Origin of the sequence: Bartonella sp. AA9NXGY (genome assembly GCF_042196845.1) — a bacterium.
GTDB lineage: Bacteria > Pseudomonadota > Alphaproteobacteria > Rhizobiales > Rhizobiaceae > Bartonella.
In genome coordinates, this window is the sequence record NZ_JBHIRB010000005.1 from 27,466 (window position 1) to 42,688 (window position 15,223).

The 15,223-nt window shown below is 39.8% G+C and carries 8 protein-coding genes; 5 read left to right on the top strand and 3 right to left on the bottom strand.

Annotated elements, in window-relative coordinates:
- Positions 1-255: 255 nt before the first annotated feature.
- Both acs and ACFIM6_RS03795 read right to left on the bottom strand, forming a co-directional pair.
- Positions 256-2,199, bottom strand: a complete 1,944-nt coding sequence (gene acs, locus ACFIM6_RS03790) for an acetate--CoA ligase (RefSeq protein WP_375611716.1) — start codon at positions 2,197-2,199, stop codon at positions 256-258.
- Between the two features lie 1,780 nt (positions 2,200-3,979).
- On the bottom strand, positions 3,980-4,669 hold the full coding sequence (locus ACFIM6_RS03795; protein WP_375611717.1) for a YggS family pyridoxal phosphate-dependent enzyme: 690 nt from the start codon (positions 4,667-4,669) through the stop codon (positions 3,980-3,982).
- 165 nt (positions 4,670-4,834) lie between these two features.
- Between ACFIM6_RS03795 and leuS the strand changes: the two genes are divergently transcribed.
- Together leuS and lptE are read left to right on the top strand one after the other, a co-directional pair.
- Positions 4,835-7,477 carry a leucine--tRNA ligase gene (gene leuS / locus ACFIM6_RS03800; protein ID WP_375611774.1) on the top strand — a complete coding sequence of 881 codons (2,643 nt, stop codon included), beginning with the start codon at positions 4,835-4,837 and terminating at the stop codon, positions 7,475-7,477.
- Positions 7,464-8,072, top strand: a complete 609-nt coding sequence (lptE, locus tag ACFIM6_RS03805) for an LPS assembly lipoprotein LptE (protein WP_375611718.1) — start codon at positions 7,464-7,466, stop codon at positions 8,070-8,072. The genes leuS and lptE overlap by 14 nt, the downstream gene beginning before the upstream one ends.
- Here lptE and fsa read toward each other — a convergent pair.
- A complete protein-coding gene (gene fsa / locus ACFIM6_RS03810; RefSeq protein WP_375611719.1) occupies positions 8,069-8,722 on the bottom strand; it encodes a fructose-6-phosphate aldolase in 654 nt (217 codons plus the stop codon). The genes lptE and fsa overlap by 4 nt on opposite strands.
- A gap of 1,151 nt (positions 8,723-9,873) precedes the next feature.
- Here fsa and ACFIM6_RS03815 point away from each other — a divergent pair.
- The 3 genes from ACFIM6_RS03815 (at position 9,874) to atpA (ending at position 15,204) form a co-directional block, all read left to right on the top strand.
- Positions 9,874-12,069 carry a primosomal protein N' gene (locus tag ACFIM6_RS03815; RefSeq protein ID WP_375611720.1) on the top strand — a complete coding sequence of 732 codons (2,196 nt, stop codon included), beginning with the start codon at positions 9,874-9,876 and terminating at the stop codon, positions 12,067-12,069.
- 1,018 nt (positions 12,070-13,087) lie between these two features.
- Positions 13,088-13,669, top strand: coding sequence for an ATP synthase F1 subunit delta (gene atpH, locus ACFIM6_RS03820; protein ID WP_375611721.1), 582 nt, complete (start codon positions 13,088-13,090; stop codon positions 13,667-13,669).
- Entirely contained in the window at positions 13,669-15,204 is a 1,536-nt protein-coding gene (atpA, locus tag ACFIM6_RS03825; RefSeq protein ID WP_375611722.1) for a F0F1 ATP synthase subunit alpha, read from the top strand. The genes atpH and atpA overlap by 1 nt, the downstream gene beginning before the upstream one ends.
- The last annotated feature ends 19 nt before the right edge of the window (positions 15,205-15,223 follow it).

Genomic DNA, 15,223 nt, shown 5'->3' on the forward strand with positions numbered 1-15,223 from the left:
GAGTGGACATTGGGTGATTTTAAAAAGCTATGTTGCTCTTTTTATCTTACTTTCTTATTCTTGTTCGCATCCCAATCCTGAGGTTTTTGCTTAAATTATTTCTTACCTGTTATGAAAAAAAGCGTTTGTTGTTAGAATGATTGAGCTTCTCGTGAATTGTTTTATTTTTTATTCTCCTCGGTGGTTTTCGTAATAATGCTGAGATAATTTTAGCAAAAAACAAAAACCACCGTATGTTGTATTTCGTCGTGTTTTTTAGTTTTGTCGGTTGGCAATCAGATCTTCAACAACTTGTGGTTCGGCAAGAGTTGAAATATCTCCGAGAGTATCAAAATCGTTTTCAGCGATTTTTCGTAAAATACGTCTCATAATTTTCCCTGATCGCGTTTTGGGAAGCTGCGGAGCAAACTGAATTTTATCCAATATGGCAATAGAGCCTATTTCTTGTCTCACATGCTTGATAAGGTCTTTTTGCAATTCTTCACTTGGCGCTGTTCCTTCCATGAGGGTCACAAAACTATAAATTCCTTGTCCTTTAATGGGATGCGGGTAACCCACAATAGCTGCTTCTGATACAGAGGGATGAGAAACAAGAGCTGATTCAATTTCAGCGGTTCCTAATCTGTGCCCCGAGACATTGAGAATGTCATCAACTCGTCCTGTGATCCAATAATAACCGTCGCTATCGCGCCTACAGCTATCGCCTGAAAAATATTTTCCTTTATAGGAGGAAAAATAAGTTTGAATAAAGCGTTCATGATCCTTATAAAGTGTGCGCATTTGTCCGGGCCATGAATCACTGATACAAAGAGTGCCTTCTGCTTCACCTTCTAAAACATTGCCTTGGGCATCAACAATTTGGGGTTGAACACCAAAGAAAGGACGTGTGGCCGATCCTGCTTTGAGGGGGGTTGCACCGGGCAAGGGTGTGATCATATGCCCTCCTGTTTCCGTTTGCCACCATGTATCGAGAATCGGACAACGGTCATTTCCAATTATATGATAAAACCATTCCCATGCTTCTGGGTTAATAGGTTCTCCTACTGTGCCTAAAAGACGCAACGATGTTCTGTCTGAGTGTTCAACAAACGAATTTCCTGCTCCCATTAAGGCGCGGATAGCTGTTGGTGCGGTGTAGAGTGTATTGACTTGATGCTTGTCGACAATTTCCCAAAATCTTCCTTTGTCAGGAAAGGTTGGTGTGCCTTCAAACATTAAAGTGGTCGCACCATTACATAAAGGTCCATAAACCAAGTAAGAATGGCCGGTTATCCACCCAATATCAGCTGTGCACCAGTAAACTTCATTGGGGTGGTAATCAAAAACATATTGGTGAGTCATCGAGGCAAAAACAAGATAGCCTGCTGTGGTATGCAAAACACCTTTGGGTTTGCCTGTTGAGCCTGAAGTATAAAGAATAAAAAGTGGATCTTCAGCATTCATTGGTTCTGGTGGACAAGCTGTTTTGGTATGAGCTATCTCTTCGTGGTACCAAAAATCACGCCCCTTTATCCATTGAATGGGTCCACAAGTCCGCCGTATAACCATGACTTGGTCCACCTGCACGTTTTGGCGCGCTGCTATCTCAATAGCATGATCAACATTGTCTTTTAAGTTGATCCGTTTGCTGCCACGCAAGCCTTGATCAGCGGTAATAATGAAGGTTGATTCACAATCGACAAGGCGTCCTGCTATTGCTTCAGCAGAAAAGCCAGCAAAAATAACCGAATGAATAGCTCCAATGCGAGCACAAGCAAGCATGGCATAGGCTGCTTCGGGAATCATAGGAAGATAAATGGTTACTTTATCGCCTTTCTTAATGCCACGACTTTTCAAAAGATTAGCAAAACGACAAACATGTTCATAAAGCTCGTTATAGGTTATTTTTTTATCATGATAAGGATTATCTCCTTCCCAAATGAGCGCGATTTTGTCTCCATGGGTTTTCAGGTGGCGATCAATGCAATTATAGGTAACATTTGTTATCCCATCTTCGTACCATTGAATGGAGACATCTCCGTTAAAAGAAGTGTTTTTTACTTTTGTAAAAGGTTTAAACCATTCAATGCGTTGACCATGTTTTGCCCAGAAGCTTTCTGGATCATCGATGCTTTCTCGATACCACTGTTGATAAGTTTCCTCATCGAGTAAAGTATTTTTTTTGATCTCTTCTGATATTGGATAAATTTTTTCAGTCATGTTTCCCTCTTTTTATTGTTTGGAAAAATCTGCCTCTGTATTTTTGTATGGTGATATTTGTGGCAGAGTTTTCCCAAAAGCTTTTCATTGTGAGGTTAGACTAAATGACAAAGATTAGAATAGTCAATTTTTAAATCTGATACGTTTTTCTTAAAAAGGTATTTTATGCTTTTAGGATATTCAAATATGGCAAAGACTATTGCGGTATAGAGCTTTTTATAAACGCACAAAGGCACTAAAAAATATCATATAAAAAGGGAGATGAAGGTGCTTTATTGATTATCGCTTTAAATGTTTTTTATTTTGTATTCCCTTATTAAAAAAAGAATAAGTTTATTAATAATTAATTAAACCAAAATATCAAAAATAATGAAAAGAATTACTGTATATAAAGTTTATTTTATAGTTACTTTCCAACTGTAACTACCACTTTTAAAAACCAATAGCATATATAGGGATAAAGACAATGAGAATACAAAACATTCTTACAATTTCATAACAAATATTCATTATAAAAAAATCCTGATTATAAGATGTGATCCACAATAGATATCTCTGAAAATTATTTTATGCACAGATGTAGATATTTAATTTTGGTATATTCTTACAAATATACTTACAAAATTATTTAACTTCAGAGATATCTTTGTCGCCATATGACCGAATGTGTTGAATGAACCAAAAATATTAATTCTCCTTAATTATCCACATTAAAAGTAGTATCACAATGATACATTTCAAATGGTTATTACGTATTTTAGATCATTGTCAAAGATAAATTTTAAAAATGGAAATAAAAATACTATATAAATCATATATATGTTATGTATATATTAATATTTTTCTTAAAAAGATAATAATATTATTTACAATATTTTAAAATATAAGAAATACCCCATGGTTTTTCTTAATTAAAGTTTAAAATCAGAAAAATTGCGCATATGAAAAGTTGAAGTTTTTCTCTTTGTTTACGAGAAAGATAAAGAAATATCGTTATTGAAATCGGTCTCATTGCCATTGTTTTGCCTGCATGTATTATGCGCATATGCTTGGGATTAGTTCTTTTATTTTTCAGGCGGATATTGACTGTATTTACGCTTTGTAGAGCATAGAAAGCCTCTATGCTATCGTTGATCTTATAGATTGCTAGCATGTTGTTTAGCGCGGCTCTTGGTGCTCTATTGGGTATTTGAGATGTTTATTTTGCTCAAGTGACTTACATGAAAGAGTTTTGTTATTGTATTATGCAGCCATAAGCCTCTTTTGCCTGCTTTACGCCATTGGCATGCGGGGAAATTGTTTACGCATGTTGGAGAAGTTAAGAGAATGCGTAATTTTCAATGAAAATCATTGCGATAATCGTATTCAATATTCTTTTGCTATTAGTGATTTTGCGACAGTTTTTTCATTCATGCTCAACGCCCCTCTTATCATTTTGCTTTTATATAAGGATTTATTTTTTATGTTGCTTTTGCTGGAGAGGCGTTCAGAGGGGAGTAAAGTAGAGCCAATATGCGAGAATATGAGAGCCAAATTGTAATGCTATTTTGAAGCTATTGTACGTGTTGTGGATGTGCCGGTGAGAAATTTGAGAAGACCAGCTTTTTTGCTTATTTTGCTAACAGGATGAAAGAGGGACTGGAATCTTTTTTGCTAGAATTGCTCCTTTATTGAGATTGAAGGAAATATTTTTCTCATTTCTGCTGTTTTTGGCTTGTTCGTAGAATCTTCAATGGGAATTTATTGAAGGGGGAATAGATTTATATGAGGGGAAATTGCTTTACACAGCGCGTTTTCCAAATAAAGCGGAGCCAATGCGAAGGACATTAGAGCCAAACTGTAGAGCGGTTTTGAAATCACTGGACATACCCATGGAAAGCTTTGGAAGACCTGCTTGTTTTGCTAATTTTGCTAGAAGAGCGAAATAGGGACCGGGGTTTTCGTCGACAGGGGGGATGCCCATAAGTCCGATGATATCAAGTCCATAATTGTTTTTGCATTGGTTGACAAAAGATGTAGCTTCTTGTGGTGCTATACCACTTTTTTGCGGTTCTAAGCCAATGTTAACTTGAACATAGCAGGGGAGATGCTTTTTTTGTTTTTCCATTTCTTCAGCTAAGCTTTTGGCTATTTTTTCACGGTCAACCGTTTGAATAACATCAAAAAGTTTGATCGCCTCTGCTGTTTTATTTGATTGTAGGGGACCAATGAGATGAAGTTTAATATTTTCAAATTGTTGACGTAAAGCAGGCCATTTTTGTGCTGCTTCTTGTACGCGGTTTTCTGCAAACAAAGATTGGCCTGCTTGCAAAAGGGGTCGTATATCAATAGCAGAAACAGTTTTTGAAACAGCGATAAGTTCAATTTCTTCTACAGGGCGTTGTAACTCTTGGCATGTTTCAGCAATGTCTTTTTGAAGGTTTTGCCATGCTTCAACGGAAGGGGCATCGAGGGGCGTTTGTGTATTCATGTTTTTGTGCTTTACCTTTTTTGTTCAAGAGTTGGTCGTTTTTTTTAAAGTTTTATAAAATACTTAGGGAAATATTTCACGAAAATGTTGACGATGAGGTTAATCCATGGTCAAGCATAATAAAACAAGTTTTTGGTTCTGTTTTATTAAAAGAGTATAATGGGAATGACAATTGGACATTATAATATAGGCGAACGCTATAATCCACGTGCGAGAGAAAAAAAATGGCAAGAAATTTGGGATGAAAAGAAAATTTTTCAGACTCTTCAAGAAGATGCTCGTGAAAAATATTATGTTTTAGAAATGTTTCCTTATCCTTCTGGGCGCATTCACATGGGGCATGTGCGCAATTATGCCATGGGGGATGTGGTTGCACGCTATAAACGCGCCAAGGGGTTTAATGTGCTTCATCCCATGGGGTGGGATGCTTTTGGGATGCCGGCTGAAAATGCCGCTATGCAAAATAAAGTGCATCCTAAAACTTGGACCTATCAAAATATTGCGGTCATGCGCGGGCAATTAAAACAATTAGGGCTCTCACTCGATTGGGCGCGTGAATTTGCGACTTGTGATGTGGAATATTACCATCGTCAACAAATGTTGTTCCTTGATTTCTATCAAAAGGGTTTGGTTGCGCGTAAAGTGGCTAAGGTGAATTGGGATCCTGTTGACCACACCGTTTTGGCAAATGAGCAGGTTGTTGATGGGCGGGGATGGCGTTCTGGTGCGTTGGTGGAACAACGTGAGTTGACCCAGTGGTTTTTCAAAATTAGCGACTTTAGTGAAGATCTCTTGGCTGGGCTTGAAGAGCTGAACCAATGGCCTGAAAAAGTTCGCACCATGCAAAAAAATTGGATTGGAAAATCACAAGGTTTGCTGATTCGTTGGGCTTTAAAGTCGACAGGTGATGCTGATGATGTTTGTGAAAAATTTGATGAGGTTGTTTGTTATTCAACGCGCCCTGATACACTTTTTGGTGCTTCCTTTTTGGCTCTGTCTGTTGATCATCCTATTGCACAAGCTTTGGCAAAAAAAGACAAAGCGTTGAGTGCTTTTATTGAAAATTGTCGGTGTGGTGGAACGACAACGGCAGCACTTGAAACAGCTGAAAAACAAGGGTTTCTCACGCCCCTTTTGGCTGTTCATCCTTTCGATTCAACAGTACATATTCCCGTTTATATCGCGAATTTTGTGCTTATGGACTATGGAACAGGGGTTGTTTTTGGTTGTCCAGCTCATGATCAGAGAGATTTCGATTTTGCGCGTAAATATGATCTTCCAATAAAACCGGTGGTTTTACCAAAAGGAGAGCAAGCAGAAGATTTTGTTATTACTGAAACACCTTATACGGGTGATGGGGTGATGATCAATTCCAGTTTTTTGGATGGTTTGACACCCCGACAAGCTTTTGAAGAAGCTGCTAAAAAGCTTGAAAAACAAATGCTCAATGGGCAACCGCAAGGGAAGAAAACAGTGCAATTTCGTTTGCGTGATTGGGGGATTTCGCGTCAACGTTATTGGGGGTGCCCCATTCCGATGATCCATTGTACAACTTGTGGGGTTGTTCCTGTTCCACGTGCCAATTTACCGGTTGTGTTGCCTGATGATGTTACTTTTGATCAACCAGGAAATCCTCTTGCACGACATGAAACATGGCAGAATGTTACTTGTCCTTCCTGTGGTCAACCTGCCAAACGCGAAACCGATACCATGGACACATTTGTTGACTCTTCTTGGTATTATGCACGCTTTACGGCTCCTTTTGCGCAGGAACCTGTTGACAAACAAGCAACAGCTGAATGGTTGCCTGTGCAACAATATATTGGTGGAATTGAGCATGCCATTTTGCATCTTCTTTATGCGCGCTTTTTTATGCGTGCCATGAAATTGGTCGGTCATGTGACGGTAGATGAGCCTTTTAAGGGGCTTTTTACCCAAGGGATGGTGGTGCATGAAACCTATCGAGATGATCAAGGGTGGGTTTCTCCAGCAGAAATTTCGATTGTTGAAAAAGATGGAAAGCGGTGTGCTTATAAATTAACCGATCAAAGTGAAGTGACGATTGGTTTGATTGAGAAAATGTCAAAATCAAAAAAGAATGTCGTTGATCCTGATGATATTATTGCATCTTATGGCGCTGATACTGTGCGTTGGTTTGTGTTGTCAGATTCTCCTCCCGAGCGAGATGTCATTTGGACAGAATCTGGTGTTGAAGGTGCACATCGCTTTGTACAGCGTGTTTGGCGCCATGTGGCTGTGAGTGCTTCTATTTTAAAGGATGTGGCGCCTTGTGCAGGGCATCAGGGAGCGGCTTTGGAACTCTCAAAGGTCGCACATCGCACGCTCCACGCTGTAGAAGATGATTTGGAAAAATTCGCTTTTAATCGGGCTATTGCACGCCTTTATGAATTCTTGAATATTATGGCGCCGTTGTTAAATAGGATAGAAAGTGTTGACGATGAAATGAAAGCTTCTTTACGTCAAGCTATGGATTTTTTTCTTGCTATGATTGCACCCATGATGCCCCATTTAGCAGAAGAATGTCATGCTGCTTTAGGGGGAAAAAATTTAATATCTGCGCTTGCTTGGCCTATTTATGATCCCACGTTAACCGTTGCGGAATGCTATACTTTGCCAGTACAAATTAATGGTAAAAAACGTGGTGAGGTGAGCGTTGCAGCAACTGCTGATGAGGTGATGATTAAAGAAGCGGTTTTGGCGTTGGATTTTGTAAAGGCGCAGCTAATTGAAAAGCCTGTGAAAAAAATCATTGTTGTTCCACAAAGGATTGTGAATGTCGTTTTTTAAAAGTTTTATTCTTGTCATTTTAGCTGGTGTATTCACACTGTTGTGTGGATGCAAAGTTGAACCGCTTTACCGTCAAGAGTTGCAGAGTGCAATGACAATGGATTCTGCTTCTTATGGGAATCCTGCTTCTGGATACCCTTCTGGACAAGCTTCTTTGGGATTAGCGCAAAAGCTTGCTTCTATTGTTGTGGAAGAACCTTCGGATCGTTTTGGACAAATGGTGCGCAACCATCTGCTTTTTCTTTTGTATGGAAATGGTGCTAAACCTTCTCTACCTGCTTATCAATTGGCATTACAGATATCCGTCTTTACAAGAGAATCTATGCAGATAGAGGTTGATTTCGAGAAAAAGAGAAAGGGACGACCTTCTGTTGGAACTGTTATGAGCAGAGCTTCTTACACTTTGCAGGATATGAAAAATACTCTTGTTGCAAAAGGAACAGCAATGATGAATGCATCTTTTGAGCGACTTCGTCAAGAATATGCAACGCTGCAAGCAGAAGAAGATGCAAAAAAACGTGTTGCGGAAGAGTTGGCTGAACAGATCTTTTTGTTACTTTCAAAAGATCTTTCCAATAAAAATTCTAGATATTAAGCAATATTTTGTCCTGTTTTTTTCCAGTCGTCGAGGAATATTTGCAACCCTTTGTCGGTGAGAGGGTGTTTGACCAGTGCTTTTAAGATTGCTGGTGGAACTGTTGCAATGTCAGCACCACTGAGTGCTGCTTCTTTGACATGATTAACGGTGCGGATTGAAGCGGCCAAGATTTGTGTTTCAAAGTTATAGTTATCATAAATTGTGCGAATTTCATGAAGCAGTTCACTTCCATTATTTCCACAATCATCAAGTCTACCAATAAAAGGTGAAACGAATGTTGCGCCTGCTTTGGCGGCAAGTAAGGCTTGATTGGCAGAAAAACAAAGTGTGAGATTTGTTTTTAGTCCTGCTGCTGTGAGGGCTTTACAGGCTTTTAATCCATCGAGTGTTAAAGGAAGCTTGATACAAATATTGTCGGCAATCTTTGCTAAAACAGCTGCTTCTTTCATGATGCTTTCAAATTCCGTTGCTGCAACTTCAGCAGAAACAGGTCCGCTAACGAGAGCACAAATTTCTTTTGTAACATCAAGAATATTGCGTCCTGATTTTAGGATAAGAGAGGGATTGGTGGTAACACCATCAACAAGGCTTAAATTCTGTAACTCTTGAATTTCTTCAATATCGGCGCTATCCACAAAAAATTTCATCTCTAACCTCTTCTTTTTAGCTTTATCCTATTTTTTGTTATGCGCTATTGTTGACTGCAAAAGCAAGAGAAAGAATTAATATCTGTGTAAAGAACAAGAATGCTATGGTGTTAATCATGTACCCGTTTTCGGTAAAGAAATATGATTTATCGTTTCCACACCCATTTCATAGTGTTACTCGTGATAAGGCATAGAATTCATTGCGTACCAATATTTTTGCGTATTGGCATCTTTGCGTAGCGGTGTTTTTATATTTATGGAAATAAGCTAGCATTATCAAACACTTTGCTCATTTCCTATTTGCGATTGCTCTTGATATTTGAGAGTGCATCATAAGATACCTTCCTTTTTTAGGGGGTATGTTTAACTTTGTTTTTGATGAAAGCGGATGGATTTATTTTGTCGTAAAACACTGTTGAAGAACGCCTGTAAAATTTTACGCATGAAGGGTTTTTTATGGTCAATTACATTGATTTATTCTGTGTTCTCCATTCTTCAACAATACGCTTTTGTGCTGCTTGTATTGTTGCTTGATTCTCAATCAAGCTGAAAGATGTATACATGTGTTTTCACGTTTTGGCACAAAGCCAAGGTGAATATTGTAACGGCTCCATTTGCAATATTATTCTCCCTATAATTAAAATCATGGGATACTCTTTCATCAATAAGGATTTACAAATGTTCCTCGATGGGGTTGAAATGAGAAAAATTCATCGTATTGAGGGTTTTATTACAATAGGTAAAATGATGATTATATCTTTATAAATCAGTTTGTTGAAGATAAATTGAGATATGAGGCGGTAAAAAAATAAAAGTGTGCGTTGGGAAGAAGTCATATTATGGGATCGCTTTGTTGAAGGATGCACTTAACCGATAGCATGTTGAATGCTTAATAGTGATGCGCTTTATTTGCACAGAAGAATGGCGCTGTTTTTTTTTTGCTATAGAGTTTTTTATTATAGACGATGAGATTGGTTCTTTTATTGGCACTTTGGTGATGAAATGAGTATTAAAAAGAATTTTTGTTAGAAAAGTGTTGTAATCGGGGGGATTGAATCCTGCAATGAATTTTATAAGAGTGTTTAAAGATTAAGGTTTAGGCCTGTTGGTGTTCAATAGGTCGTAGATTGGTTTAAAAGATGAATTCAAACATGATAGAGGAAAAGATTGTATCCGTATTGGTTCCTCTTCCTGTTGCTCACGCTTATAGTTATAAAGTTCCATCTTCTATGGAGGTGAACGTTGGTTCCTTTGTTCGGGTTCCGTTGATGGGGCGTGAGCTTTGCGGTTTTGTTGTGGACGTTGGAGAGCAGACAGCCGATGGGCAAAAGTCTGCTCCTGTGGCGCGTGAAAAATTACGCTCTCTGCTTCATGTTTTTGATTGTCCCCCATTAAAGGCAGAAATGATCACATTTTTGCGTTTTGTTAGTCGCTATACAATGGCACCTTTTGGTCTTGTAGCACGATTGGTTTTGTCGGTACCGGCTGCTTTAGAGCCGGAAGCGCAGATGCTGGGTTTGCGATATTGTGGTGGAAATGTAGAACGTCTCACACCAGCGCGATCACGGATTTTGGAATTGGTGCGTAATGAGAAGATATGGACACGTTCTGGTCTGGCACATGCGGCTGGAACTTCGGTTTCTGTTGTTGAAGGTTTAAAAGCGCTAGGAATTTTTGAAGATGTTAAGGTTCCTGCTCCTGATCTTGTGGCAATGCCTGATCCTGATTTTTGTCCCCCTCAGTTGCAGGGAGCGCAAAATGAAGCAGCAACATTATTGCGGGAAGGTGTTTTATCTTCTCAGTTTCAAGTTTTTTTGCTTGATGGTGTTACCGGATCAGGAAAGACGGAAGTTTATTTTGAAGCGGTCGCTCAAGCCTTCAGAGGAGGTAAGCAGGTTTTAATTTTATTGCCGGAAATTGCTTTAACGCAGCAGTTTTTAGATCGTTTTTATGCACGCTTTGGCGCTGCGGCAGCAGAATGGCATTCTGATCTGACGCCACGTCGTAGAGAACGCGTCTGGCGGCAAGTTGCAGAAGGGCGGGTGCGTGTCGTTGCGGGGGCTCGTTCAGCACTTTTTCTTCCCTTTCATGAGCTTGGCTTGATTGTTGTCGATGAAGAGCACGATAGCGCTTATAAACAAGAAGAGCGCATTTTTTATCATGCGCGTGATATGGCTGTTGCACGGGGCTCTTTTGAGCATTTTCCTGTTATTTTATCTTCAGCCACACCGTCGATTGAAAGCCAAGCCAATGTTTTAAAAGGGCGTTATCAAAAGGTGCATTTACCTTCCCGTTTTAAAGAAGCTGCACTTCCACAGTTGCGGGTGGTTGATATGCGCCAAGGAGGGGTGCAAAAGGGGCGCTTTATTTCCTTTGCTCTTGAAAGGGCTTTAAAACAAACGCTTGATAAGGGCGAACAAGCTCTTCTTTTTCTTAATCGTCGTGGTTATGCACCTTTGACTTTATGCCGAATTTGCGGACATCGTTTTCATTGTACCGATTGTTCAAGTTGGTTGGTAGAACATCGTGCGCAAGGGCAACTGAAATGTCATCATTGTGGATATCATGAACCACTTCCTGAAGCCTGTCCTGAATGCGGAACCTTAGATCATCTCGTGGCTTGTGGACCGGGTGTGGAAAGAATTGCCGAAGAAACACAAATGCTTTTTCCTCAAGCGCGATCATTGATCCTTTCAACAGATCTCAAAGGAGGGATTGGGAAGTTGCGAAGCGAATTACAAGCCATTGCAAATGGCGATGTGGACATTATTATTGGAACACAGTTGGTCGCTAAAGGACATCATTTTCCCAAGCTCTCTCTGGTTGGCGTTATTGATGCTGATCTTGGTCTTGCCAATGGCGATTTACGCGCAAGTGAACGTACCTATCAGCTGCTTTCTCAAGTTACCGGAAGAGCAGGGCGTGTGGGATTGAAAAGTTTAGGATTATTGCAAACTTATCAACCAGATCATCCGGTCATCAAAGCCTTACTTGCATGCCAGCCAGAAGATTTTTACACACGTGAGATTGCAGCACGTCAGCATTATCATTTGCCTCCCTATGGGCGGCTTGCCTCTTTGATCGTGTCTGCACAACAGCGCCAAGCAGCAGAACATTATGCGCGCGCATTGCGTCAGGCAGCGCCACGGGAAAAAAATATCTTGGTTATGGGACCAGCAGAAGCGCCTTTGGCTTTGGTTCGGGGGCGTTATCGTTTTCGGCTTTTGCTGCAAGGACAGCGTTCTTTTGATATACAAGGGTTTATACGTGCAATGCTTAGCGGTACACCCAAAATGCCCAGTTCCGTTCGGGTTCAAATTGATATTGATCCGCAAAGTTTTTTCTAAAACCAGTATCGCATAAAGTGAAGGTCTCTTTGCTTAAGGTGCTTTACTTGAACTCTTATATTATTCAGAATAAGCATCCAAGCAGCAAAATATGATACATGTATTGCATTAAGTAGAGCCACGGGAAAAAATATCTTTGTTATAGAACCAGCAGAAGCGCCTCTCTTCTTCGAGGGCACTATCATTTCGGCTTTTACTTCTTTTTTGTATGAGGGACAGTATTCTTTTGATAGGCGGATTATAAGGGCTGAAAATGCTTAGTTGTACACCCAAAATACCCAATTCTATTCGCGTTCAAATTGATATTGATCTATGTTTCTTCTAAAATCAGTGCAATATAGTGCCATATAAAGTGAAGCTACGCGGGCTTAATGAAGGGCGTGATTTTGATAAAAAAATTTGAAAAGAGAGAATTTGTCGATATTTGAAGCTTATCCGGTATGAAAAATGATATATTATCATTATAAATCAATGTTTTGTATATTTAAAGAGTGTGCTTACAAGAAAATATTACTTGGTGAAATTTTTTAAAAGGAGTGGGTATTTGAAGAAAAAAGATCAATGTTTTCTTTAATTTTTAGGAGGATATTCATTGTTTTTTCTTTCTTATCAGTTTGAAATAATAGACTTTTTCAATCGCAGCTGCATCTCATTAAAGGTCTTGTGGTGATAAAGGGAGTGTTTTTTTATGGTGACAAGAGCGTTTGGTGGCAAGGGCATTTGAAGAAAAATCAAAGAGAGTGAAAAAATCGCTCAGAGAATGTCAAAAAGAGGCATAAAAAAACTGTGATGCCATCCTGTATATCTAAAAAAAATGCTTTTCAAAAATATTTTGAATATTTTATTAAAATTTTTAAAAAGCAGCGATTTGTGGTGTTGCGAGTCGGCTATGTCTATGCTAGAAACCAAGTGATTTTTGTTCTAGGTTTTAAGAAAAAGATTCTTAAGATTGAGAATGTCTGTTTCATTTCATCTGATAACTATCAGAGAGTCGCTCAAGGGAAAGAGGCGGTATTTCGTGTCGGATTCATTTTCTCTCATACCGCTGCCGTTGGTAGATCAACGCTATGCGCAAGCGCTTTTTGATTGCGTTCAAGAAGCCGGAAACGTTGAAAAGGTTGAAAAGGCAGTAGAGGATCTTTTACTTGTTTTGGAGCATAAGGATTTAAAACGCTTTGTGCTTAGTCCATTCTTTTCAGTTAAAGAGCAAATTAAGGTGATGCAATCTGTTTGTGCAAACATCAAATTTGCTGATAAAAACGCAGGGCAGGTCATTGGTAATTTTTTACGCGTTATTGCAACAAACCGTAGGCTTAGTGCCGTATTTGGTATTTTACGTGCTTTCCAGCATTGTGTTGCACGCGCTCGTAGGCAGGTTACTGCGCAAATTGTTTCTGCATGCCCTTTAAGTTCTCAACAAAGACAAGAGTTGTGTGAGGCTTTGCAAGGTGTTGTTGGAGGAAAAGTCTTGCTGCACATCATTGTGGATCCAACAATTCTTGGTGGATTAATCGTTCGTGTGGGATCGTCTCAAATTGATACGTCTCTTCTCACAAAATTGTCTTCACTTAAGCTTGCATTGAAAAAAGAGGTCAGCTGATGGATATTAGACCATCTGAAATTTCAAAAATTCTAAAAGAGCAAATCAAAAACTTTGACCAAAAGGCTGAGGTTTCAGAAATTGGTTGGGTTCTCTCTGTAGGGGATGGTATTGCTCGCGTTTATGGTTTGGATAATGTCCAAGCAGGGGAAATGGTCGCCTTTCCAAACGGTGTGCGTGGTATGGCACTCAATTTGGAAGTTGATAATGTTGGTGTGGTCATTTTTGGCTCAGATCGTGATATTCGTGAAGGTGATTGTGTAAAGCGGCTAGGCGCTATCGTCGATGTTCCTGTGGGTCCCGCTTTGCTTGGGCGTGTGGTTGATGCGTTGGGAAACCCTATCGATGGGAAGGGGCCCATTAAAGCAACAGAGCGTCGTCGTGTCGATGTTAAGGCTCCTGGAATTATTCCGCGTCAGTCTGTCCATGAACCGATGTCGACCGGATTGAAAGCGATTGACGCACTCATCCCTATTGGACGGGGGCAGCGTGAATTGGTGATTGGTGATCGCCAAACAGGAAAAACAGCAATTTTGCTCGATACATTTTTAAACCAAAAACCTTTTCATGAGACAGGGGCTGGACGAGAGCAAGACAAAGTTTATTGTATTTATGTGGCTATCGGTCAAAAACGTTCGACGGTGGCACAATTCGTTAAAGTTTTAGAAGAACGTGGAGCGCTGGAATATTCTATTATTGTTGCAGCGACCGCTTCTGATCCAGCACCACTGCAATTTATTGCACCTCTTGCTGGGTGTGCTATGGGTGAGTATTTCCGTGATAATGGGCAACATGCTTTGATTGGTTATGATGACTTATCAAAACAGGCGGTGGCGTATCGTCAAATGTCTCTTTTATTGCGTCGTCCTCCAGGTCGTGAAGCTTATCCGGGAGATGTTTTCTATCTGCATTCGCGTCTTTTAGAGCGGGCTGCGAAGTTGAATGCGGAAAATGGATCTGGGTCGTTGACAGCTTTGCCAGTTATTGAAACGCAAGCAAATGATGTTTCTGCCTATATTCCTACAAATGTGATTTCGATTACTGATGGGCAAATTTTTCTAGAGACTAATTTGTTTTATCAAGGAATTCGTCCTGCTGTAAATGTTGGTCTTTCTGTATCACGTGTTGGTTCTGCTGCACAAATTAAGGCAATGAAGCAAGTTGCTGGCTCGATTAAAGGTGAATTGGCGCAATATCGTGAAATGGCAGCTTTTGCGCAGTTTGGCTCTGATTTGGATGCGTCAACCCAGCGTCTGTTAAATCGGGGTGCGCGTTTGACAGAGCTGTTGAAGCAGCCGCAATTTTCTCCACTCAAAACAGAAGAACAGGTGGTGGTTATTTTTGCGGGTGTGAATGGCTATCTTGATGCTTTGGCGGTTTCTGATGTTGCGCGGTTTGAGCAGGGACTTTTAGTGCTGTTGCGTAGTGATTATCAAGATCTCTTAAAGGCAATTGCTGAGCAAAAGCAAATAACAGATGAGCTGAAAGATAAGTTGATAACTGTTCTTGATACTTATGCGAAAAATTTCTCGTGATGAATTGATGGAATGCTTG

Coding starts and splice junctions, on each gene's coding strand:
- acs (WP_375611716.1), bottom strand. CDS start 2,199: ATGACTGAAAAAATTTATCCAATATCAGAAGAGATCAAAAAAAATACT.
- ACFIM6_RS03795 (WP_375611717.1), bottom strand. CDS start 4,669: ATGAATACACAAACGCCCCTCGATGCCCCTTCCGTTGAAGCATGGCAA.
- leuS (WP_375611774.1), top strand. CDS start 4,835: ATGACAATTGGACATTATAATATAGGCGAACGCTATAATCCACGTGCG.
- lptE (WP_375611718.1), top strand. CDS start 7,464: ATGTCGTTTTTTAAAAGTTTTATTCTTGTCATTTTAGCTGGTGTATTC.
- fsa (WP_375611719.1), bottom strand. CDS start 8,722: ATGAAATTTTTTGTGGATAGCGCCGATATTGAAGAAATTCAAGAGTTA.
- ACFIM6_RS03815 (WP_375611720.1), top strand. CDS start 9,874: ATGATAGAGGAAAAGATTGTATCCGTATTGGTTCCTCTTCCTGTTGCT.
- atpA (WP_375611722.1), top strand. CDS start 13,669: ATGGATATTAGACCATCTGAAATTTCAAAAATTCTAAAAGAGCAAATC.